This is a genomic window from Listeria grayi DSM 20601 (assembly GCF_000148995.1).
Taxonomy (GTDB): domain Bacteria; phylum Bacillota; class Bacilli; order Lactobacillales; family Listeriaceae; genus Listeria; species Listeria grayi.
Genome location: NZ_GL538353.1, coordinates 422,117 through 445,472, shown reverse-complemented (window position 1 = coordinate 445,472; position 23,356 = coordinate 422,117). Strand labels below are relative to the sequence as shown.

18 protein-coding genes and 1 riboswitch are annotated in these 23,356 nt (G+C 41.4%); of the genes, 9 read left to right on the top strand and 9 right to left on the bottom strand.

What is annotated here, in order from left to right; all coding sequences use genetic code 11:
- Positions 1-127 precede the first annotated feature (127 nt).
- Positions 128-760, top strand: coding sequence for an FMN-dependent NADH-azoreductase (locus HMPREF0556_RS09615; RefSeq protein WP_040486723.1), 633 nt, complete (start codon positions 128-130; stop codon positions 758-760).
- Between the two features lie 39 nt (positions 761-799).
- On the opposite strand, the gene HMPREF0556_RS09610 is transcribed toward HMPREF0556_RS09615, so the two are convergent.
- Positions 800-8,254 carry an isopeptide-forming domain-containing fimbrial protein gene (locus HMPREF0556_RS09610; protein ID WP_003758068.1) on the bottom strand — a complete coding sequence of 2,485 codons (7,455 nt, stop codon included), beginning with the start codon at positions 8,252-8,254 and terminating at the stop codon, positions 800-802.
- 236 nt (positions 8,255-8,490) lie between these two features.
- Here HMPREF0556_RS09610 and HMPREF0556_RS09605 point away from each other — a divergent pair, with 236 nt between their 5' ends.
- Positions 8,491-8,988, top strand: coding sequence for a VanZ family protein (locus HMPREF0556_RS09605; RefSeq protein WP_003758066.1), 498 nt, complete (start codon positions 8,491-8,493; stop codon positions 8,986-8,988).
- Positions 8,989-9,029: 41 nt separating this feature from the next.
- Here HMPREF0556_RS09605 and HMPREF0556_RS09600 read toward each other — a convergent pair whose 3' ends face one another.
- Positions 9,030-11,921 (bottom strand): S8 family serine peptidase, encoded by a 2,892-nt coding sequence (locus tag HMPREF0556_RS09600; RefSeq protein ID WP_003758063.1) that lies wholly within the window; start codon positions 11,919-11,921, stop codon positions 9,030-9,032.
- 214 nt (positions 11,922-12,135) lie between these two features.
- On the opposite strand from HMPREF0556_RS09600, the gene HMPREF0556_RS09595 reads away from it, so the two are divergent.
- Complete coding sequence (locus HMPREF0556_RS09595; protein ID WP_143471292.1) at positions 12,136-12,363, top strand: DUF2798 domain-containing protein; 228 nt, start codon at positions 12,136-12,138, stop codon at positions 12,361-12,363.
- Between the two features lie 75 nt (positions 12,364-12,438).
- Here the strand turns inward: HMPREF0556_RS09595 and HMPREF0556_RS09590 are convergent, their stop codons facing one another.
- Genes HMPREF0556_RS09590 through HMPREF0556_RS09575 form a run of 4 tightly spaced genes read right to left on the bottom strand, consistent with a single transcriptional unit; the run spans position 12,439 to position 16,824 of the window.
- Entirely contained in the window at positions 12,439-12,789 is a 351-nt protein-coding gene (locus tag HMPREF0556_RS09590; RefSeq protein WP_003758059.1) for a hypothetical protein, read from the bottom strand.
- A 23-nt stretch (positions 12,790-12,812) separates the two neighbouring features.
- Positions 12,813-14,636 carry an ABC transporter ATP-binding protein gene (locus tag HMPREF0556_RS09585; RefSeq protein ID WP_003758057.1) on the bottom strand — a complete coding sequence of 608 codons (1,824 nt, stop codon included), beginning with the start codon at positions 14,634-14,636 and terminating at the stop codon, positions 12,813-12,815.
- The gene (locus tag HMPREF0556_RS09580) at positions 14,633-16,357 is read right to left on the bottom strand and encodes an ABC transporter ATP-binding protein (protein WP_003758055.1); all 1,725 of its coding nucleotides are present in this window, start codon (positions 16,355-16,357) and stop codon (positions 14,633-14,635) included. Before HMPREF0556_RS09580 ends, HMPREF0556_RS09585 begins: the two co-directional genes overlap by 4 nt.
- A gap of 8 nt (positions 16,358-16,365) precedes the next feature.
- Complete coding sequence (locus tag HMPREF0556_RS09575; RefSeq protein WP_003758054.1) at positions 16,366-16,824, bottom strand: MarR family winged helix-turn-helix transcriptional regulator; 459 nt, start codon at positions 16,822-16,824, stop codon at positions 16,366-16,368.
- A 217-nt stretch (positions 16,825-17,041) separates the two neighbouring features.
- On the opposite strand from HMPREF0556_RS09575, the gene HMPREF0556_RS09570 reads away from it, so the two are divergent.
- On the top strand, positions 17,042-18,382 hold the full coding sequence (locus HMPREF0556_RS09570) for an MATE family efflux transporter (protein WP_003758053.1): 1,341 nt from the start codon (positions 17,042-17,044) through the stop codon (positions 18,380-18,382).
- A gap of 66 nt (positions 18,383-18,448) precedes the next feature.
- On the top strand, positions 18,449-18,832 hold the full coding sequence (locus HMPREF0556_RS09565; RefSeq protein ID WP_036107874.1) for a hypothetical protein: 384 nt from the start codon (positions 18,449-18,451) through the stop codon (positions 18,830-18,832).
- Between the two features lie 39 nt (positions 18,833-18,871).
- Here the strand turns inward: HMPREF0556_RS09565 and HMPREF0556_RS09560 are convergent, their stop codons facing one another.
- The 3 genes from HMPREF0556_RS09560 to HMPREF0556_RS09550 all read right to left on the bottom strand — a co-directional run bounded on the left by HMPREF0556_RS09560 (position 18,872) and on the right by HMPREF0556_RS09550 (position 20,103).
- Positions 18,872-19,375, bottom strand: coding sequence for a GNAT family N-acetyltransferase (locus HMPREF0556_RS09560; protein WP_003758049.1), 504 nt, complete (start codon positions 19,373-19,375; stop codon positions 18,872-18,874).
- A gap of 81 nt (positions 19,376-19,456) precedes the next feature.
- Positions 19,457-19,780: a DUF1700 domain-containing protein gene (locus HMPREF0556_RS09555; RefSeq protein WP_003758047.1), complete on the bottom strand. Its 324-nt coding sequence runs from the start codon at positions 19,778-19,780 to the stop codon at positions 19,457-19,459.
- Complete coding sequence (locus HMPREF0556_RS09550; protein ID WP_003758044.1) at positions 19,777-20,103, bottom strand: PadR family transcriptional regulator; 327 nt, start codon at positions 20,101-20,103, stop codon at positions 19,777-19,779. The genes HMPREF0556_RS09555 and HMPREF0556_RS09550 overlap by 4 nt, the downstream gene beginning before the upstream one ends.
- A 144-nt stretch (positions 20,104-20,247) precedes the next feature.
- On the opposite strand from HMPREF0556_RS09550, the gene HMPREF0556_RS09545 reads away from it, so the two are divergent.
- The 4 genes from HMPREF0556_RS09545 to HMPREF0556_RS09530 all read left to right on the top strand — a co-directional run bounded on the left by HMPREF0556_RS09545 (position 20,248) and on the right by HMPREF0556_RS09530 (position 23,164).
- Positions 20,248-20,805 (top strand): biotin transporter BioY, encoded by a 558-nt coding sequence (locus tag HMPREF0556_RS09545; RefSeq protein ID WP_003758042.1) that lies wholly within the window; start codon positions 20,248-20,250, stop codon positions 20,803-20,805.
- A 63-nt stretch (positions 20,806-20,868) separates the two neighbouring features.
- The gene (locus tag HMPREF0556_RS09540) at positions 20,869-21,558 is read left to right on the top strand and encodes a Crp/Fnr family transcriptional regulator (protein WP_040486719.1); all 690 of its coding nucleotides are present in this window, start codon (positions 20,869-20,871) and stop codon (positions 21,556-21,558) included.
- Between the two features lie 116 nt (positions 21,559-21,674).
- Positions 21,675-22,019, top strand: a complete 345-nt coding sequence (locus tag HMPREF0556_RS09535) for a hypothetical protein (RefSeq protein WP_003758038.1) — start codon at positions 21,675-21,677, stop codon at positions 22,017-22,019.
- Positions 21,992-23,164: an Ig-like domain-containing protein gene (locus HMPREF0556_RS09530; protein WP_003758037.1), complete on the top strand. Its 1,173-nt coding sequence runs from the start codon at positions 21,992-21,994 to the stop codon at positions 23,162-23,164. Before HMPREF0556_RS09535 ends, HMPREF0556_RS09530 begins: the two co-directional genes overlap by 28 nt.
- Positions 23,165-23,220: 56 nt before the next feature.
- Positions 23,221-23,321: riboswitch (SAM riboswitch) on the top strand.
- Positions 23,322-23,356 lie beyond the last annotated feature (35 nt).

The following is a 23,356-nucleotide window of genomic DNA, read 5'->3' as shown; positions in this document are numbered from 1 at the left end:
GTTTAACCCTATCCTTTATCCGTTTTCTTAACTTTTTAAACTTTTTATTTGTTACTTTGTTTACAAACTAAAACAAAAGCGGTAGGATTAATAAGGTAATTACTTTTTGTAAGGGAGAATGAGTTATATGTCTAATGTTTTATTTATCAAGGCAAATGGTTTGCCTGCAGAACGTTCTGTAAGTGTTACTTTGTACGAAACGTTTTTAAAAAACTACAAAAGTTCTCATCCAGAAGATACGATTACAGAATTAAATCTATTTGAGGAAAACCTGCCTTATTATGATGTAACCATGATGAACGGTTTATTCAAAGAAGCTGCCGGCGAACCTCGGACAGAAGAAGAGCAAAAACTAGCGGATATTGCAAATGGCTACTTGGATCAATTCCTAGCTGCTGATAAAATCGTTATCGCGTTCCCACTTTGGAACTTAACGATTCCTGCTCAATTCTCGACGTATTTATTCTACTTGAACCAAGCAGGCAAGACTTTCAAATACACAGAACAAGGACCTGTTGGCCTTGTGACTGGCAAAAAAGTCGCACTTTTAAATGCACGTGGCGGTATTTATTCCGACGGCCCTGGCGTGGCACTAGAAATGTCTGTGAACTATGTTAGAAATATCTTTAACCATTTTGGTATCACTAGTTCTGATATCCAAGCTGTTGTCGTGGAAGGTCACAATGCTAACCCGGCAAAAGCACAAGATATTATCAGCGTAGGAAAAGAAGAAGCAGCTGCATTAGCTGAAAAATTCTAAAAAGCACTTTTCATTTTCAGACGTACCTAACACTTACTGTTAGGTACGTCTTTTTGCTTTCCGCAGAGCCAGACCGCTCAAAAGCAGAAGAAGTCCTGCAATTATCAAAATACCGGAAAGCTGATCACCTGTTTGCGGCAATAACGGATTCCGCTTTTCCACCTTCACTTCTACTTCGCAACTAGCCTGATGCGGACGAGGATCTTTAGTAGCAGGCGGATTTACCAATAGTGCAGTATTTCTAATACGTTTGCTTCCTTTTTTAGCTTTTATTTTCACTTGGAAGCGAAGAATATGCATTTCTCCTGCCGTTAATGGATCTAAACGACTGGTCAAATGATTCGCTTTCCAACCTGCTTTTTCATCGCTTACCAGGCGTCCGTTGATCGTTGTCGTTCCAACTACATATTCTAATTGCTCTTCTAAATCATCCACTACTGTCGGATCCAGCCATTTTCCACTTTTCGCTTCATTTCCGACTTTTATCATATAGGTCACTATTTGATTATTTGTCACTTTTTCCGGTGTTACTTCTTTTTCGATAAATGGCTGTGGTGTAGTCGTATTGGTTACAGGTTTAGACTGGCGATCCGGCATGTCCGGTAAGGAACCGACTGCTACATTTTTGATTTCTCCAGAGGCATTTTCATTAACGATGACTTTAAAATGTAAAATTGCCTGCTGCTCGATCGTAGCTAGTTTTACCTGAAGGTCATTCGCTGTTGTGTTATCTTCATAATCCAGCATCGTCCCCTTTTGGTCGACCACTTCCAAACTTCCTGGCACAAAGGTAAGCCCTGCCGGCAATTGATCTTTTATGGTAATTTCTTTCAATTTTGTATTCGGTATCAAATTATTTACACTGATCGAATAATGCAATTGATCCCTTACCTGTACCTGTTTGTTCTGGATAGCTTTTTCATTGGCATCATACACTTTCTTTTCCAAATTGATCGCATTATCAGGATTATCAACTGGAGTGGTCGTATTTACCTCTTCTGTTTTTGCTTCTTGCCGATCGCCGTCTTTACCATTTGCTGAAGCATAAGACTGTAGTTCCTTGGTTGGAGGCATTTCCCGAACGCGTACTTTCAGCGTGATGATATGCTTTTCGCCTGCTTCTAGATTATCTGCAGCCAAAGCAAGATTTCCAGTCGTCGTGAAACCAGCCTGCTGATCTGAAATGGGGATCCCATCCATTGTAGTACTCTCAGGAATGTAGTCTAAATGCGCATCCAATTTGTTATTTACAACTACTTCTAACCATTTTCCAGCTTGTGCTTGATTGCTGACTTCGATCGTGTACATGAATGTATCGCCAACTTTTGTGCGTTCCACATCTGCTTTTTGGGTGATCAATGGTTTAGGCTTGATTTGATTTAGGACTGGTGCGGTATCTGTAGCCTCCGTATTTTTCAAGATCACGCTAGCGATATTTTCTACCGTTCCACTGGCAGCTGATTTCACTCTCACTGCAAAGGTAATCGTTACCGGACTCTTATTGTCAAGCTGGTTTATCTGCAGATCCAAGTCCTGCCCACTCAATCCTCCTGAATAAGAAACTTGCTCCCCGTTAGCTTGACGTATTTGTAAGGAATCAGGGGCGACCTCGAAGACTTCGGGCACACGATCCAGAATTTGCAATTCATGCATGACCGTATCTTCTAGAGAGTTATTCACGGTAAGCTGGTAGTAGATCTGCTCGCCCACCTGTACCTCCTGTTGATGAATATCCTTTTTTTCCTCATTGAGAACTTGTTTTTGGATTGTTACTGCATGATTAGGATTCACCACAGGCAATTCACATATCGATTCTTTTGCGGAGACTGAACGGCCATCATTGTCTTCACCCGATGAAGTTGCTATATTTTGGATTTTCTGTTGTTTTGGGATCTCACTTATCTTCGCTTTGAATTTGATTTCGTGTGTTTCCCCAGCAGCAAGAGCAGAAAAATTGATCCGAAGCCTATTATCGGTCCAGTCCTTTTCCTCTTCTTGCGGTTCAAGCAGCTCGCCGTCGATCTTAGTTGTTCCTTTCAGATACATCAGCTCTTTGGGAAGAGTATCTTCGACATGTGCTTCGAACCATTTACCACCAGCTTCATCATTTTTAACTACAAGCGTATATTCCACTATTTCTCCTAAAACGGCTTGGTCATGGCTTACCGTTTTTTTGACGTATGGATGTGGTTCAACAATGGTGCTGACTTCATTGGAAAAAATCGGTTTTTCGCCAGACAGATTTACTGTAGCTTTATTTTTTACGATCCCGCTGGCTTCACTTGTTACCACGACATCGAAACGAATGATGGCACTTTTTCCTGCTTTTAATTCGGCTAGATCCAGAGCAAGCGTTTGTTGGTCAAAGCCACCCGTGTAAGCGCTCGACTCAGAAGTTTCCAAGGTATGCGGCAGTACTTGGAAGACGGAAGGTACCTGGTCTTTGATGTGAAGATCTCGTAATTTTGTTCCGCTGGTAAGATTCTCAACTTCTATTTCGTACTGAAGTCTATCTCCAACTGCCGCATATTTTGCATCGATATCTTGTCCAGCTTCATTTTGCACTCGTTTTTTTATTTGCAAGGAATCAGGATTGTTCTCAGCTTGGATAGTCGTTTTCGCTTCCTCTGGCTGATAGATCCTCCCATCCGCATCTTGTCCACTTCCCTGCATAGTGTTGATGATCCATTTATTTATTGGTGTTTCAATGTTTTTTGCTTGGAAAGTAACTTGGTGGACTTCTTGTTCCTGCATATCTGGCAAGGAGACCGTCAACCTATTATCTTTCCAACATGCTGCATCATCTAGCACTTTTTTACCATCTACCTGCAATGTCCCGCTTTGATATTGTAGATGTTCTGGCAATTGGTCTGTGATGAACGGAGAAAGCCACTTCCCTGCTTTTGGCTGATTGGCTGCTGTGAGTGTAAACGTAATGCTCTCTCCTAATTTGATTGATTGTTTATCCGCTTCTTTTTTCAAATATGGATTTGGTAGCGCACGCATACTTACTTCATTGGAGTCTATAGCAGGCTGGTTTGGTAGATTTGCCTGTGCCGTATTTTTTATATCGCCACTTGCTTCAGGTTTTACAGTTACCGCAAAAGTGATGAAGACTGGTTCTTTTTCAGTAATCGTTAGGTTTTGAAGATCCAATCCGGATTCGCTAAAACCACCTTGGTAAGGTACTGAGTTGCCATTTGCCTCCACTTGCAAGGAAGATTTGTCGATTGCGAGCACGGCTGCCAATTTATCTATTACCTGTACATCCTTCAATGTCGTATTGGCTACTTTATTGGTTACTTGCAAGCGATAATATACTTTATCCCCCACATTGATAATCGCGTTCTCCAAATGTTTTCCTTTTTCATCTATGATCTCTTTGCTGATATCGAGATCATCTTCCCCATAATCACTAGAGACCACCACTTCGGCCGGTGGCGGCGAATGCTCTTTTCCATCTTTATCAAAGCCTGTCACTGTCGCTGTATTGACTAATTTATTGGCAGGAGGTATTTCTACTATGCGTACTTGGAATCGTAGTAGATGGGTTTCACCAGCTTGTAATTTTTCAATTGTGGTCTCGTAACTATTTTCCTTCCAACCTTTATCCCCTATCGGCTTTTCATTGATCGTCGTAGTTCCCCGTATATAGTGTAAATAGGACGGTAATCTGTCTTTTAAACTGATCAGCTGCCACTCGCCGCCTCCCGCATTATTTTTCACTTCTATTTCGTAAGTAAAAATATCGCCTAATGCAGCTTTTTCAACGGAAGCCCGTTTTTGAACGCTTGGTCGTGGCGGATTTATCACGTCACTAGGATTGGATTCTTTTTCCGGAATCCCATCTAAGACAGCCGCCGCAACATTCTTGATCTCTCCGGATGCTTCTGGCGTGATCGTTGCTGCAAAACGGATAATGATAGGTGCTGTTCCTTTTAATTCCGCTAAGTCGATTGCGAGGTTGCCATTTTGAAACCCTCCGGTATAATCAGCAGTTTTTTTCTCTTGGGTCACCGTTAGCGTCTCTGGTTCAGCGCGGAGACCTTTTGGTATCATATCGTTGATGCGGATATGTTGTTGAACACTGTCAGCTATTTGATTCGTAACTAAAATCGAGTAGTAGACCTTATCGCCTGTCTGTACTTCTTTTTTATCCATATCCTTTCCGGCTTCGTCAGCGACTTGTTTTTCAATACGGATACCATCTGGAGAATTTGAAGCTGGAATTTCTGTTTCTGTTTTCACTGGAGGCGTTTCCTTCCCCTCAGCGTCTTCACCAGTTGCTTGTGCTTGATTGCGAATTTTATTATTGACTGGTTTTTTCGTTACTTTCACTTGGAAAGTGATCACCCTTTTTTCTCCTGCTTGCAGTTCTGGAAACTCAGTAGTCAATTCTTGATCTTGCCAAACTGCTGTCTGGTCACTTACGCTTTTCCCGTCTATTTTAGTACTGTCAGCGATATACTGCAGTTCTTCTGGCAACTTATCCTTGATCACCGGATGATGCCAAGCACCGCCGCCTTTGCCATTTTCGACAGTAAGCTGATAAGTAAGAAGTTCTCCGATTGTCGCTTCTTGTTTATTGACACTTTTTTGAATACTTGGCTGCGGTGGTGTAGTGGAGGAAGTTTCCGTTTTTTTCTCTGGTGTATCTGGAATTTGTGCAAAAGCAATATTTTTAATGGTTCCTGATGCGTTTGCTAGAATTTCTGCCTGGAAAGAAATTGTAATAGGTTTACTGTGCACTAATTCTGCTATGGTCAGTGCCAATTCATTTTTGTTGAATCCGCCTTGATAGTTTACATTGACCCCACCTGTCGCTACTTTCAAACTCGCCGTATCGACTTTCAAGCTGTTTGGAACGGCATCTTTGACATCAATAGCTTTTAAAGTCGTTCCGGCGATTTCGTTGGTTAGCTGGATGTGGTAATTTATCTTGGTACCTACTTCTACATTTTTCCCTTCTAAACTTTCCCCTTTAAGTGATCGGACTTGTTTCTGAATAGCCATTCCTTCATGATTTTGGACCGAGACGCTGCAGCTGGATTCTGACGGATTGCGCGGAGAGCCATCCGTGTCTTGACCTGTCGCGATCCCCCTATTTTCCACTATTCCATTTGGAGGCAAGGAAAGTACTTTTGCTTGAAATGTAATCCGTTTACTGGCACCTGCTGCTATATGATCGGTTCTATAGATCAGATGTTTGTTCGTCCATACCGCTTCTTTATCGGACACAGATTTGCCATCGATCTGTGTACTTCCTGGAATGTATGCTAGCTGTTCTGCAAGGTCGTCTTCTAATTTAACAGCTTCCCAACTGCCTGCTCCCGCTACATTTTTAAGTTCTATGGTGTAAGTGATTGTATCTCCTATCTTTACTTGCGTTTGATCAGCGGTTTTAGTAAGTAACGGTTTTGCTTGTAAAACATTTGGGACGATTTGAGTCACCGGCTCTGTCTGACCTGTCGGAATAACGACTTTATACGCCGTGTTATTTGGAGAATATCCAGCTAATGGTTTTATTTCTTTGACATAGTATTCCCCTGGCGACAAATGTGTGAAAACTAATTCTCCATTTGCATCTGTTTTTCCATCTGCTAATGACTCTTTTTTGGAATTGAGTAATGTAAATTCCACGCCTTGGAGCGATTTTTTTGAAACCGCATCTTGTTTGATGATTTTCATATCTCCGCTAGCGATTTTGGTATTGTTTGTTTTGATTGGCGCGGTCAGGTCGCTTTCAATCGTCGCAGCGTTATGGATCACGCCATATTTTTTAACACTTGCTTGAAAAGTGATGCGGATCTTGCTCCCGGCTTCTACTTCTTTTAGAGTAACGACGCCATTTTCCCATTTGGAAGCTACAGCTTTACCGTCAACGGTCACATTTAAACCACCTAGATAGGATAAAGAAGGATCTAACTGATCCGTGACCTTCACCGTTGGCAGCGTGACATTGTTTCTTTGGTCTGCCTCTGCAGAAATCTCATACTCGACGATGTCCCCTTTGGAAACGATCTGTTCCGTTTGAAAAGAAGTGTTTTTACTGACGTTCCTTACTTTCTTTTGCGTATTTAGAAAGCCTTGATCTGGTAGTTTGTTGATGCTGACAGCTTGGAAATTATGCATTCCACCGGTCGATCCGGTAAATCCCCAATATACTTTGGTGCCTCCGAAAACTTTCTGCACATCGGAAACCGTATATCTTTGTTCTGGATAACCTGCAAATTTATAAATGAATGTTTTGGTGGCTGCATCCCAGCGCATATTCAGCTTCTGCCATTTTCCATTTGCTAAGCGCGAACCATATAAGAGGTTCTCATGTTTCTTGACCGATAATGCCGGTTTTGTGATCGCGATATGACCGCTTTCTTTTGCTATATCCGGAACTTGTTCGTCATTTGTATTGGGTTCTGAACCGCCTTTTGCGTTGTAATAAGTATCGAATTCTAGCGTCAGTGCATTTTGAATATAGCTCGATTTTGAAATATTTGCATAAGCACCAATCCCAGCTCCAGTGGCACCAGTGGCTTCAAGACCGCGTGGATCATTTTGGAAGGTGAACGTCAGTCCGTCCGCACCGCCCTCAGAATGGGACTTGTTTCCTAAGTAATAATACATCTCCGTCGAAAAATCCGCACTTAAATTCAGCGGATATTTATACCATGCCCCGCCATACTGCCACTTTTCATCATCCGTTACGACGACTTCACTAGGGTATTGCTTATGTACATACGAATTCGCTTGCGAAATGACATTAAAACTTTTGCTGATGTCGATATCGCTGGCTGGCGGTGCAATTCCAAGGTCTACTGCGAGCGGAGCCGCTTTTGTTTTCGGGAGCGCTTTGCTTTCTTTTTTAGGAATTGCTGATGGCACTTTTTCCGTTGGTTCTTTAGGATCTTTTGGAACTTGCTGTTCTTGTTGCTTTTCTTCCCCTTTTTTATCTGTTTCCAGATTTTCTTTCTTTTCAGGCTCGATTACTTCAAAAGGGATAGGCTCGCTTTGCACCTCTCCATTTTCTAGGGACTGTCTCGCAGATAAAACTTCCTCCCCTAATACCGCCTCCTTATCTGCCTCCACCACTAAAAGTAGCTCGCCCGTTTTTTCAGGCGTTTTTTCCCAGTCTAAAATAAGCTGATTCGTATTGGCTTGATATTGCAATTTCATCTCAGCTAAATCGTTTTTTTCCTGTGTTTTTACTAGATTCAGTTTTGTCTTTTTAGGTAGCAAAATCGTGACTGGTTTATCAAATCCGTTTTTTTGTTTGAATTTTATCACATCGGCCTGCTTATTTTCCATCCGCCATTTTTTTAAAGGCTCATTTCTTTCTGTTTCGAAAAGCAGATCATTTGTTACCTGTTTTTCTTCTGTTGCTTGTCCCGTCTTTGTCTCCATCAAATAGTGATAGACATTCTGCACAAGCGGCTGGCATAGATAGAAAAAAAGCATCCATGAGAGAGCGGTGAGTGTGATTTTTTTGAGTGACATCTATTCTTCCCCCTAAAAAATAATAACTTGTTCCTTTTATAATACGGGGAGGAATTTAATTTAGAAATAACTCCAAATGCCAGTTTTGATCACTTGCCAGTTTTTTCGCCATAGTTTCAACACAAAAAATCATTTTACACTTTCGCTTTTTTAAATAACGGCTGGTTTGGCTCCTTTTCCTCGGAAAACAGTTTGGGAATATGCTACAATGAAATCATTTAAAAGGAGTGAAAAACATGAAACGACGGAACAAATGGGCGATTTTCGGCTTCTTTGGGGTCATTCTTATCATGGTGATCTTATTTCACTCTTCTTCGCAGCCTTATTCGCAGCAGTCTTTGGTGCCAACAATCGAGAAACTGCTTCCTGGCCATCCTTTTGAATCACAACTGGAGAAAATAGCATTTCCTTATGGTGGATCGGAAGTGAGTGTGAAACAGATGGGGTATGCCAAATTTTTGGAATTTTTTCTTCGCAAAGGGGCTCATTTTCTGACGTATTTTATAATGGGGCTTTGTTTATTTGTCGGCACTAATGCTACTTCTAGAAAGCCTCGGTTTGCTTTTCTGGTTGCCGCACTTTTATCGTTGGCATTTGCTGCCAGTGATGAGTTTCATCAAATGCTGACCGGTGATCGCACACCGCTTGTTCAAGATGTGCTGCTCGATTTTATTGGCGCTATTTGTGGGGCTTTGGTTGGAAGTCGTTTTTCAAAAAAATATTTTATAAAATAAAAAACCGTTTGCTAAATCACTTTTTAGCAAACGGCTTTTTATTATTTCGCTACTTTTTTCTTCGTAGCTTTGCTGGTATTTTTAGCTTTATCTTGGAGGGTTACAGCTAGGATCGTACCGCGTTTTTGTTTTTTGATTTTCACGGTGAATTTTCCTTTGCTGCTTACTTTTCCTTTAGCGATCGTCTTGTTTTTTACTTTAATGAATACCGTAGTTGCTTTTTCGCCGCTACCGGTCACTTTTGTTGTTTTCGTTGTCACCTTATTTACTTTTGGTGCGGCTGGTGCTGTAGCGTCTTTTACTGTTATTTTGGTAGCTTTGCTAGTGTAGCCAGCTTCATCTTTTACTGTTGCTGTTAATTTAGTAGCTGCTTTTTGTTTTTTGACTTTCAGACGGAACTTGCCTTGTTGATTGGCTTTCCCGGAAGCAATGACTCTATTTTTTTGGTTTTTGACAACGATTTTTCCTGCTGGTACGGTTTTCCCAGTGATGACTGTCGTCTTATCCGTTACTTTATTTAGTTTTGGTGCCGCTGGTGCTGTGCCTTTTACTACTAAAGCATGTAGCTGTGTTTCCAGTTTTTTACTTGGATTTGTGTAAACTGTATATAATTCTGTATTTTTCTTCTGACGCGGGAATTTCAGTTTATAGTTTCCTTTGCTGTCAGCTTTTGTAGTTGCGATGACTTTCGTTTTTTTATAGAGTTTGACGGTCGTGCCGGCAATCGTTTTGCCGCTTACTTCCCGTTTGTTATCGTATATTTTATTGATTACCGGATGTAAGGATTGTTTGGATAGCGTGTGCCACACATTTACAACACCATAACCATCATCTAATTGGAAAAATTTCGGCAATGGGAGCTTGTGTATTTCCCCCTCTTCGTCAATGACGATATTTTCATCCATGTCAGGGCTTTCTTCCCCGTAAAAATCAACGTGGTCGGCGTTCATTCTTAGATCAGCACGGACAGATGCCAAGCTGATTTTTTTGTTTTGCCCTTTCAGCAAGGCTACTAGCGCTGCCACATGAGGCGTTGCCATACTTGTTCCGTCCATATATTGGATATTGCCATTTGGAACTGTACTTGGGATTTTTGATCCTGGCGCGGCAACATCTAATTCCATTCCTTTATTAGAGTAATCGGCGATGATGCCGAATGGATTGGTTGCCCCTACTGCGATCGCATATTTGGAAGCACCTGGATAAGATACTGGTCCACTTTCGTTTCCGCTTGCTACTACAACGGGAATATTTTTAGCTGCTGCTTGCTTCATCATGTATTCCAATGTTGGGCTATAGTCGCCGCCGAGGCTCATATTAATGACATCTGCTTTTTGTTTGATCGCATATTGGATACCTAAAGCGATACTGTCAGTTTCACCCTCGCCGCTCTCATCTAGCACCTTGATTGGAAGAATCTTGGCATTTGCTGCGATACCGTTGATACCATATTGATTTGAAGCGTTAGCAGCAATGATTCCGGAAACATGTGTCCCGTGTTCATTGTCGTCTATATAGGAACCCTCGCCATTCGGATCGACGAAGTTTTTCCCTTCACTGCCTAGTACCTTACCTTGTAATTCGCGCAAACGATCATCTACACCTGTATCGATCACGGCTACTTTAACAGATGCTAGGTTTTTATTGGCAGTCGACTGCAAGAACTGCGACTGCTTGATGTCGACGTTGTTTCGGCCTTTATTGCTGGCTTTGCTATTGATGCTCCATTGATAATTTGCGTAGCTGGCTTCGGACGCTTTGTAGGTTTTTACTTCTTCGACAAAATCAACATTAGAAAGCTTATTGAAGCTCGCTTTTCTATTGCTTGCTTCTTGTTTGGAAAATGATTTTAACACGTTTGCTTTTTTCTCTTGATAAACGACATAAAAATCTTTCAATGCATTATCGGATGCTGGTGCGATACGTTCTGCTTTCATAGCAAACGCTGCTGTTTTTTGCTTCAATGATGCTGCAGAAGCATTGGGTTTCATTTTAACGATAAATTTCGACACACCTGGATCTGATAATTGTGTATCGATATGCAGCTGTTTCAAAATATCACTGACATGCGTCCCAGCTAGATCAGCGCTTTGAATATCATTTTGGATCTTTTCGATGTCTTTTTTTAATGGTGTTGGTACTTTTCCTTTTGTATATTCGGCTAGATCTTGGATCGCCTTTGCTTCCTCTTTGGATAGGACATAATCTTGTTTTGCAGCTAATGCTTTGAGCACTTTATTTATTTTTTTTAGATTTCCTGCTACTTGATTGCGTTCTGTAGCATTCACTAGTAATGATTTTACTAAATACGGAGAAGCACTGTAATATAATTTATTCAGTTTTTTCCCTGCATCGGATTTCAACAAAATCCCATCGCGGATCGTGCGCATATTTTTTAATTGGGTGATCGCGTCGCTTTTCCCTTGTTCTGCGACTTCCACCGCACAGTTACTGTCTTCCGCTGCGCCATATTGTGGCGCTACGAAAACTTGTTCATAACTTAATGTATAGGTTGCTTCTACTTGCTTATCGTCTTCTGGAATATACGAAACTTTTACCCAATAGTCCCCTTCCCAAGCTTTTGGAAAGTGGATCGTTGCTGTTCCGTCTTTCGTGCTTGTATCCGCTATGTACTCTGGAAAGCCCTCATCTTTTTCTGCTTGTTCTTTATTCGCGTATACGCTCAATTGAACGATCTGTTTGCTGCTCAAGGTGATTTTCAAATGCGTATCGGCTGTGTTTTGCAGATTTGGTGTAATCTTGTACCATGCCTCAGATTCTTTGGCAGGCAATTCCCCATTGATCGTTTCCCCATCAAATTGCTGTGCCTGATCGATCGTAGTAGCAGCGGCTAGTGCGCTGTTTCCTAACGGGATCATAAAAAATGATACAAACAACATAGTAATAATCAGTATGCTAAAAATTTTTTTCATTGTTCTCATTCACTCCTTTTTTTATATTTCAAATTTAACATTATCGTAATCTTTTTGCAATAATTTTCTAGGATAAAAAAGAATTTTGTGAAATTTTTATAAATTCGCTCCCTTGACAGCAGTCACTGACATGTTATAATATATTTTGTCAGTCACTGACATTTATAGACTGCACTTATTTTGGGTAATCAAAGGGGATGAAAATTTGTTTAAAGTGACACAAAAAAGATTTTATTTAATCACAAGAATCACGACATTGACGCTCACTACTGCGCTGATGTCTTTTGCTTTAACGTTGCTCAATCGAGGTATCGATGCGTTCCAAGTAACTGCTTGGTTAAAAGCATGGCTTTATGCTTTTGTCGCGATCGCTGTACTTAATCTGTTTCTTCCTAAAACGATCATTTCGTTGCTCCGCTTTATCATGCGTGCTGAGGATTAGCGATAGGCGCAGGTTCTCTTCATTAAAAAAACGAACTCCTCTTCCTATTAAATAGAAAGAGGAGTTCGTTTTTTGTTATTGTCTTGCATATTTCGCATAGATAAAAAGAGCTATCACGAGGCAGACAAGTGAGACGATCGGTCGAAAATAGATACCTGTATAAGTTGGAACGAAAAGAATGCCGAAGATCAAACTGAAACTCCAGATCAAAATCGATAAAGAAATCAAAAACATACTTTTCCTGGCTAAAAGCATCAATATTCCCGCGAGGATCATCCCGACTGTCAATGAATAACTGGTGATATGTGTTAATTTGGTAGAATAGCCTATCAAATTCAGACTTGTATTCTCGCCTTTTGTCAAATACTCTGCCACCCAGCTTATCACGCCTGTCTGGATGGATAAAATGCCACAAAAAATCCGCATACCTGTGTTCACCCACTTGTTTTTTAAATAGCCTGGGCTCCTGTGAACTGACTATTATAGAGATCAGCATAGAAACCATCTTTGGCAAGTAAGGATTGGTGAGTCCCTTTTTCGATAACATTCCCGTGGTCCATTACCAAGATCAAATCCGCATTACGAATAGTCGATAATCGATGCGCAATGACAAAACTTGTGCGGTCTTTCATCAAATTACCCATAGCCAACTGGATATTGAGTTCTGTTCGGGTATCTACACTGGAAGTCGCCTCATCCAAAATAAGAATAGAAGGGTCTGACAAGATCGCTCTAGCAATGGTAAGTAATTGTTTTTGTCCTTGGGAGATATTGCTTCCTTCTTCATTTAATATTGTATCATACCCATCTGGCAAGCGCCGAATAAATTCATCCGCATAAGCAGCTTTCGATGCGGCAATGATCTCTTCTTCGGTTGCGCCGTTCTTTCCGTAAGCGATATTTTCCCGAATCGTGCCATTGAAAAGCCAAGTGTCTTGTAAAACCATTCCGAATTTTTCTCGAACTTCTTCTTTTGTCATGTTTTTCGTATCGACGCCATCGATCCGGATCTCTCCTGCATCCACATCGTAAAAACGCATCAGCAGGTTGATGATCGTGGTCTTCCCTGCTCCGGTCGGGCCTACGATCGCTACCATCTGTCCTTTGTTCACGTAGAAATTTAGATCTTTCATTAAAGGTGTTTCTTCGTCATATCCGAATTTAACATGGTCAAAAATGATTGTATCTTCTTCTTCCGCATGAACAGGAATTTGTTCAGGAATAATGTCTTTTTCTTCTTCTGCGTCCATCATATCGAAAACGCGTTCTGCAGAGGCGATCGTCGATTGGATAACGTTCGCGATATTGGCAACACTGGAGATCGGTTGGGTAAATAATTGGACATATTGCGTGAATGATTGGATATCACCGACTTGGATCCGGCCATTCGTCACAAAGATCCCGCCGACTACGCAGACTGCTACATAACCTAAGTTGCCGACAAACATCATGACTGGCATCATGATCCCAGAAATGAATTGGGCTGTTTTTGCGGATTCATAGTATTCATTATTTACTTGATGAAATTTCTTCAGCGTTTTATTTTCTTGACCGAATGCCTTCACAACTGTTTGTCCACTAAATGTTTCTTCTACTGTATCATTAAGGATACCGAGATTCGATTGTTGAGAAGCAAAATATTTTTGTGATTTGCCGGCGATCAGCGAAATAAATGCGAAACTGATCGGCACAGTGGCTAGAACGATCAATGTCATTTGCCAACTGATCGTAAGCATCATGATCAATACGCCGACGATTTGAACAATAGCGGTAATCGCTTGTGTCAATGACTGCTGCAAGGTATTTGCGATGTTGTCCATATCATTGACTGCACGGCTCAAAATATCGCCGTTCGATCGTTTATCGTAATATCGCAACGGCAAGCGCGCCATTTTTTCTTTGAGGTCTTTACGCATATCATAAACGGTTTGCTGTGCCACGCTCGACATAACAAATTGTTGGATAAAGTTAAAAATCGAAGAGCCGATGTAAAGTATCAAGACAAAGAATAAAATATGAAAGACTTTATCACTGTCGACTCCGGCAGGCGACATAATGCCTTTGAAAATTTCCGTTGTTGCTTTTCCGAGCTCTTTTGGACTGAAAATATTAAAAATAGTGGATAGAATGGCGAAGAGGAACACCACACTGATAGCAATTGTCCGCGGCTTCATATAACCAAGTAAGCGGAACAATGTCTTTTTGAAATTTTTGGGTTTCGCTTTTTGAAGACCGGGACCGTTTGTCTTCCCGCCTTGTCGTGCTGCACTCATGCTATTTCCTCCTCTGATAACTGCGACTTCATAATTTCTTGGTAAATTTGATTATTTGCCTTGAGTTCATCATGCGTTCCGATCCCGGCAATTTCTCCTTCATTTAAAACGATGATCTGGTCGGAGTCGATAACCGATGTAATTCGCTGAGCAACGATGATCGTTACCGCATCTGTGATAGTTTCTTTTAAGCCTTTTCGTAATTTCGCATCTGTTTTGAAATCCAATGCAGAGAAACTATCATCAAATAAATAGATCGCCGGTTTGCGGATCAATGCTCTGGCGATCGCCAAACGCTGCTTTTGTCCGCCGGAGAAATTATTACCGCCTTGGGTAACGTGATGTGCTAATTTTTCAGGTAGTTTGGAAACAAATCCTTGCGCCTGAGCAAGCTCCAATGCTTCCCAAATTTCTGTATCGGTCGCATCTTCTTTTCCGTATTTCATATTAGAAGTGATCGTTCCGGTAAATAAATTCGCTTTTTGCGGTACTAACCCGATCAAACTCCTTAATTCTTCTTGTTCCATGTCTTTTACATCAATACCATTGATCTGGACACTTCCTGTCTCAGCATCATAAAAGCGTGGGATCATATTGAGTAGCGTTGATTTCCCTGAACCGGTACTGCCGATGATCGCCACTGTTTCGCCTGCTTTCGCGGAAAAACTGATATGTTGGATAACCGGTTTTTCGGCGCCTTCATAGCGGAAAGATACATTGTCAAAACTGATCATTGCTCCTTGACCAGCTGTTTGCGGCTGCTCTGGATCGAGGATCTCTGCTTCGATGTCTAATACTTCGTTGATACGTTCTGCGGAAGCTCCTGCACGAGGGATAAAAATGAAGACAGCTGATAACATCATAAATGCCATCATGATCTGCATCGCGTATTGGATAAATGCCATTAAGTCCCCAACTTGCATATTGCCGTCTTTGATCAACATACTTCCGATCCAAATGATCGCAATGCTCGTCAAGTTCATGATCAGCATCATCAGCGGGCTCATTAGCGACAATAGTCGGTTGACACTGATCGCAGTTTTAGCATAATCCCGGTTGGCGCCTTCAAACTTTGTCAATTCATCTTTATTATGATTAAACGCTCGGATAACGCGGATACCTGTCAATCCTTCCCGGATCACACGGTTTAGTTTATCCATCTTTTTTTGCAGCGATTTAAACTTCGGCATTGCCTTGCTCCCAAGTAAAACTACTAATAGTAGTAAAACAGGCAACACGACAACGAAGATCAATGATAATTTTGCGTTGTGCGATACAGCCATGATGATACCGCCGATAAGCATGATCGGTGCCATGACCATCATTCGCAGCATCATGTAGACAACGTTTTGGATCTGAACGACATCATTGGTCGTTCTTGTGATCAGTGAAGCTGTTCCTACTTTATCGAATTCTTGCAAGGAAAAACTTTCTACTTTCTTGAAAATGGTATCCCGAATATTGCGGCCAAATCCCATTGATACGCGCGACGCCAAAAATACGACGATGATCGAGATGATTCCTGATAATAGCGAGATGCCTAGCATTTTAAATCCGGTGGTCCAAATATAATGATTATCACCTTGGACAATTCCTTTATCAATGATATTAGACATCAATGTCGGTAAATACAACTGCCCCATCACTTGGGCAAAGGTCAGTACTAATACCGCTGTGATCCCTAACCAATATTCTTTCAATCGTTTCATTAATTTCAGCATTATTTCAATTATGCCTCCTCTTTCTCAGCCTTTTCATGGAGATATTCTGTCAATTTGTTCAATAGTTCTATGAGCATTTTCATATTATCTTCTCCGAGGTAACTGCTCATATCATCGAAGTTCCCTTGGAAACGTTGCATACCATCTTGGATCGCTTCTTTGCCTTTTTCCGTCAGAATGATATGTGTCGAGCGTTTATCCTCAGGATTTTGAACACGTTCCACCAAATTTTTGCTTTCTAGTGTCTGAAGGGTCTGCGTCACACTCGGTTTGGAGATCCGGAGCATTTTCCCGAGGTCGGAACCACGGATTTTTTTACCGTGATGTTCGCCAGCATGGAAAAGCATGAATAAAAATCGTGTTTCCGATTTGCCTAAGCCGTCGATCATAAAATTGCTCATCTCTGCTTTTTTGAAATCCATAAATGCTTTGATGACGGAATTACCTAAGTTTTGTTGTTCTTGCATGTCTGTCACCTCACTTTAATTAGTTAGCCTAACTAATTATATAAACCTTCTATTTGCTTGTCAAGCATCTTTTTCGAGTATTTTCTTTAGATGTATATACTTTTAGAAACGCTTAGCATATAATGGCTCTATTAGTCTAAAAACGGATATACTTTATATGTTTTTTTCAGTCTTCCCTGCCCGCTATATCTGTTTAGAAAGGAGTTTAATTTCATCTATGAGCAATTTAGAAAGAGCTAGCAAATTAGGGCTCTTCACATTAGCTTGGCCTATTTTTTTAGAACAGTTTCTGCGGATCATGATCAATTATGTCGATGTTTTTATGTTGGGACATTATTCGGATGATGCCGTCGCAGCAACTGGTGTTGCCAACCAAGTCTTGACGATCTCGATTATTATGTATGGTTTTATCAGTGTTGGTGTACAGATCTTAGTAGCACAGATGATCGGTGCCAAAAAACCGCAAATGATCGATCGCATCATTACCAATGGCATCGTTGTCGCCTTTTTGATTGGGGTCATCATGAGCGTTGTTTTCCTATTATTCTCCAGTTCTTTCCTTCGAGCATTGGGACTCAACGAACACCTAGTGGAAACAGGTCTCCCCTTCTTGCAGATCATTGGCGGAAGTTCGCTGATCATTGCGATCCATTCTGCGATCTTACCGATTTTGCGAACCTATGGTTATGTAAGACAAGCGATGTTTGTTCCTATTACTATCAGCGTTATTAATGTGATCGGCAATTATCTCTTCTTATACGGACCGCTTTCTTATTTAGATATGGGTGTAGCAGGGGTCGGTATATCTACTGCCATCGCGAACCTTGTCGGTATGGTCATGGCTATTATTTTATTGCAGAAATTGATCGGTTACCGGTTTTCATTCAAAAAAATCCAAGAGGTTTCCCGAAAACTGCTCGGTTCTATTTTACGACTGGGGCTTCCTTCTGCTGGGGAAAACTTGTCCTATGCGGGTTCTCAATTAGTGGTGACCGCGATCGTGGCCATTTTAGGGAGCGAGGCTTTGACGACAAAAGTATATGCGTCGAGTGTCAGTCAATTCGTCGCCTTGTTTTCGATCGCGATTGGCCAAGCTTCGCAGATCATGATCGGCCGGGCTGTTGGCGCAAAGGAAGTTGATAAGGCTTATAAACAAGGGCTGCGGAGCTGGAAGATCGGCTTGATCATTTCGATCAGTGTGAGTATTTGTATTTACGTATTCTCTGAACCGATCATGCACTTGTTTACTTCCAATGCGACGATCATCCAGATGACGAAGCAATTATTCTTGCTAGCGATTTTACTGGAAATTGGTAGGGCCACCAATATCATATTGATCAGCAGTTTAAATGCTACCGGTGATGTCCGTTTTCCATTTATTGTCGGGATCATCGTCATGTGGATAGTCAGTTTGCCATTTTCTTATGTATTGGGAATTTCAGCTGGGCTTGCTTTAGTAGGGGTGTGGATCGCTTATATCATTGATGAGGGCGTACGCGCTCTCATGATGTATCGGCGCTGGCGAAGTAAAGTATGGTCGCTACGCTCGATAATTTAACCAGGTATCCATATCGACAAGCGGAAAGATAATTTGGTATAATGCACGGTGGAGGAGGCGAATGCATTGCGATTCGTAATTGCGTATTTAAGCGTATTTATTTTAGGTGTTTTTGCTGTGATGGGGCTTGGCTTTATCTGGTTCGGCGCTTTCACTGTAAAATTGATTTTTACGTCGATTCTATTTGCTGCTCCGATCATTTTGGTCGGTTCGACAGCAGCCGAAATTTTTTATGGTTTTAGCAGAAAAGCCACTTTATCGCGTTTCTTACTTTGGGGCTTCATTTTCGGGATCATCATGACAGTCTTAGTATCAAGCGTGATCGATTTTAGAGCTTCTTTCCTGATTGTCATAGTAGCCATCCTAGCCGGTATCATTGCCAGCATTTTAGCACTGCTATTTTATTTTATCCGCGGCGGACATGGCGGACACGGAAAAGCATCGCTTTAAATAAAAACAGACGAAGCAGCAACGCTTCGTCTGTTTTTATTATTCGACTTCTTCTTCTAAATGATGATTAAGGAATAGTCTTACTGTTTCCAGATCATGCCCGTAAAAATCTTCTGTGAACGTTTCCAAAACAACGAATCCTCGTGCCTTGTAAAACTCGATCGCGTCTGTATTTGCTTTTTCAACATTAACATACATCGGAAGTGGGATATGGAAAAGGCTTGTTCCTTCTTCCAATAGTTTTGTACCTACGCCTTTTTTCGTCCGGTTCGGGAGCAGATAAAAAGCTGCCAGTTCACTTTTTCCTTTATCCAATTCAATAAAGTTAGCGAATCCGATTACTTGATCCGCCTCTTCTGCTACGGCAAAAGGAGTCGCGGAAATGCGGTTCGATAATGTCTCTTCACTATAAAACGTATTCAAAAAGTCATCTTGTACCTTTCTTGGAATAATATCCTCATATGTGGCATGCCAGGATTGATGCGCAATCTCTTGAATGGCTTTTACATCTTCTGTATTTGCTTTACGAATATTCACACCCACGTTGCTTCTCCCCTTTCGGTTTATATGTTAAAAAGTTTAATCTATTTATACCCTTTTTCAAAGTATTTTAACCTGAAAGCATTACACACTAAGAATAAAGAAAGCGATCATCATCAGTAGAAAGGGCACGACCAGAAATACAATTACTAGGATAAGTCCGCCGATCAACCAATATTTACGGCGATTGTTTTTTACCGGAGTCAGCTGTTCACCTTTTAAAAGATAGATATCAGCTACCAACTCATCCATATCTCCTAGATCAAAAGCGACTTCTTCCTCGCTTTTGCCACGCTCTTTACCAATTGCAAAGTGGGCTTGATATTCTGCCAATAGATTTTTGCGCTCCTGCGGGTCTAGACTTGCTAAACGCCCATTTAGTTCATTCAAAAATTGTTTTTCATTCATTCGCTTTTTCCCCCTGTTAGCAGCTCTTCCATTTGCTGCGTGAATTGCTGCCATTCTTTGGTCAATACTTGTAAATGTTGTTCTCCCGCCGCTGTGATCTGGTAATATTTTCGGGATGGTCCCTCCGAAGAATCCTGTAAATATGTCGTACACCAACCATCGCTGACCAGCCTACGAAGTATCGGATAAATCACGCCCTCGCCTACTTTGATATAAGTGGAAACTTGCTGCGCTAGTTCATAACCATAGCAGTCTTTTTCATGGATCAAATGCAGACAGCACAGTTCCAATGTTCCTTTTTTAAACTGAGAAACAATTGCCATGATACACGCTCCTTTGTTTTATGCTTTCAGTATACGCTTCACTACTAATTTATACAAGGTACTGAAAAAATAAAATAGTGACAAAAGTCGCTCTATAATGTTAACCTTTAAAAATAAAAAGTTTACATTAAAAAGGGGATTATTATGCGGAATCAAAAATTACAGCTACTCATTATTAATAGTTTATTTGCGGTCATCATCGCTATCTTGGCGCAGATCACCATTCCACTCGGCATCATCCCATTTACAGGACAAACGCTTGCTGTTGGGTTAGCTGCTACGATTCTAGGTTGGAAAAATGGTACGATCGCTATTCTTTTTTATATTTTTCTAGGCGCGATCGGCTTACCGGTTTTTCAAGGAGCAACATCGGGAGTCGGTGTTCTGCTCAGTCCAACAGGCGGTTTCCTGATCGGTTTCATCTTTAATGCAGCGATTACCGGCTATATGATCGAAAAAACAAATTTCCGTCCGATTCCGGCAGCGATCGCTAATGTGATCGGCGCATTCGTGACTCTAGTTTTCGGCACTTTCTGGCTGGCTTTTCAAGCACATTTAACCCTGCATCAAGCGTTTTTAGGTGGTTTTATTCCTTTTATCATTCCGGGAATAGTAAAAGCTGTCCTAGCCTCCTATCTCGGCTTGTTAGTTCGAAACCGCTTGGTAAAAGCCAAATTGTTACCTACTGCACTTTTAAAATAGTTCCTAAATAGCCGATTCTCCTTTATAATGAATTTGTATCATAAAAAAAGGGGACTCGGTTTTATGCTATTCAAAAAAAATAAAGCGCTTGCTTCTAGCAGCCTGCTGGATCTATTGCGCATTTCTAATGACACTAAGCTGCCTTACGAAAGACTGCAGTTTAAGCGCAATCAAGTAATGATCGAAGAAAATCGGTCCAACGATACCTTGTATATTTTGATCGAAGGTGTTGCCGTAGCTTATCAATCTACTAGCAAAGAAGACAGTATCCTGTATTTCTGCGGAAAAAATGAGTTGATCGGTTTCTTACAACCGGAAATCGACAATCAGACATTATTCGGCTTCCGAGCCATCAGCGATGTGATCGTTTATAAATTCGATCATTCCTACTTACTGGAACGCATCAATGCCACTGCTGAACCAGTTCGCCTCATTCAGCAGCTATATATCGCTAATACGGAAGCTTTGTTGTGGCGCGAACAGCTACTTCACCTTCCTACCGATAAACGCATCCTTGCAGCCCTACTTGCGCTCGGCGAAAAGTTTGGACGCACAGAACCAGACGGCTCGTATTTGATTCCATATTATTTCACTCAGAAAATTCTCGGGAGCTATTTACATATCGCTCGCACCTATGTAGCCATTAATCTGCAAAAGTTAGAAAAAGAGGGTATCCTTACGCTTTCCCCAAAACCATGGCAAATATACAAACCGGAAGAGCAGCAACTATTATTAAATGAATATTTTGCTTAGCTTGCCAACTTTTTGTCAAAAATCCGCCATCTTTCCCACTCCCTATTACTTATTCACTTATTATTTATAGCGGCAACATTGCTATTCTATAAAAAACATATAAAAGGAGCAAAAGAATGACAACAACGATCAAGAAATCACTTATTTGTTGGCTTGCTGTGCTTTTACTAATTTGTCTAAGCATCCCAAGCCATGTTTCGGCAGCTGCACCACTTGAAGGGCAAAAGATTGTCCATCCAAAAACGGCAGTAAGTTTCTCTACAGGACAAGTACCAACTCCGCAAGACTTTGTTGCTCTTTCCGAACAGGAAACAATAGAAAAAGTCCACTTTAAAGGCGACGTGCCAGATACGGCAACAGCAGGAATGCATACTGCAACGCTAGTAGTGAACTATCAAATGGTAGTCTGGAAACAATCACCGTTCCTTATAAAGTGGTTGCGATCCAGACGACAAATGTAACAGCCAAGCAAGATCTCCACTTCAAGCAAGGAGAAAAAACACCAGCAGCATCGGCGTTTATTACTGCGGAAGATCCTTCTAAGGTAAAATCCGCGGATTTCAAATCCGGAGCCGTACCTGATTTCACAACTGCTGGTCAAAAAACGATAGCGATCACGGTTGTATTTGCCGATGATACGTCCACAGAACTGCAAGTAAGCTATACGGTCACAGCGGTGCCACTCGCTCATGCAAAAATGGCACTTCGATTCCCAATCGGGAAAAAATTAGCAACAAGTGATCTACTTACAGCTGAATCCGGCGTTGCCCTTCGCGTCATAAAGGGACAGCTTTCTACTAGCAAAGTCGGTACTTTTTCTACAACAATCGAAGCTAAAAAAGGAGACCGCACCGAAACTTTTGCAGTCAGCTACCAAGTAATCGATACCGAAAAACCACTTATCCAACCGAAAAAAGATCAACTTTTTGTATTCGACAAAGGTACTACCATCAAGCCACAAGATCTAGTGACAGCTACAGATAACAGCGGCAAGGTTTCACTTACTTTCAAAAAAGGATGGGCACCAAAACCGAATCAACTGGGCGATCAGCTTGTAAGAGTAGTGGCTACTGATCCAGCAGGGAATTTTTCCGATATCGAAATAGCCATTATGATCTGGAATGATGTACCAACTTTAAAAACACCAAAGCTCGATTTTTCCAAAACAACGGATCTCAAACTCGTTGGCACTGCCGATCCTCACACGCTAGTGTTTATTTTGGACGGATATAGCGAACTGATTGGGTCTACCTATGCAGATAAAAACGGCTATTTTGCACTTGAACTTGAAACAGCGCTTCCTGAAGGGATGATCGTCTCTTTGACTGCGACAGATGAAGCGGGAAATTATAGCGGTATGAGTACCTACTTCTATGATGAGGAGGAAGAGGATTATACGGATCACGAGGATGGCGATGACCTGCAAGTTATCATCACGAGCCAGCGGGAAAGCGGCTTAGACAACCAAAACAATACCCTCGTGCTTCGCTCTGCTCGTGTCAAAAAACTGCCTAAAACTGGCGATTCGTTTCCAGTAGCTTCAGCCGGCGGACTGATAATTCTTTCAGCAGCCTATCTCTTGCTTCGGAAACCCAATATGCGCTGAGGACACCTTGACAATCCTTGCAATTAAGCGTAGTATAAAACTAATTTTATAACTATTTCTTATCTAGAAAGGTGGAGGGACTGGCCCTTTGAAGCCTTAGCAACCGGAATCTTAATTTACGGTGCTAATTCCAGCAGTATTTACTGAAAGATAAGTCGCGTTTATTCTATTAAAATCAACTCTAGCGACTTG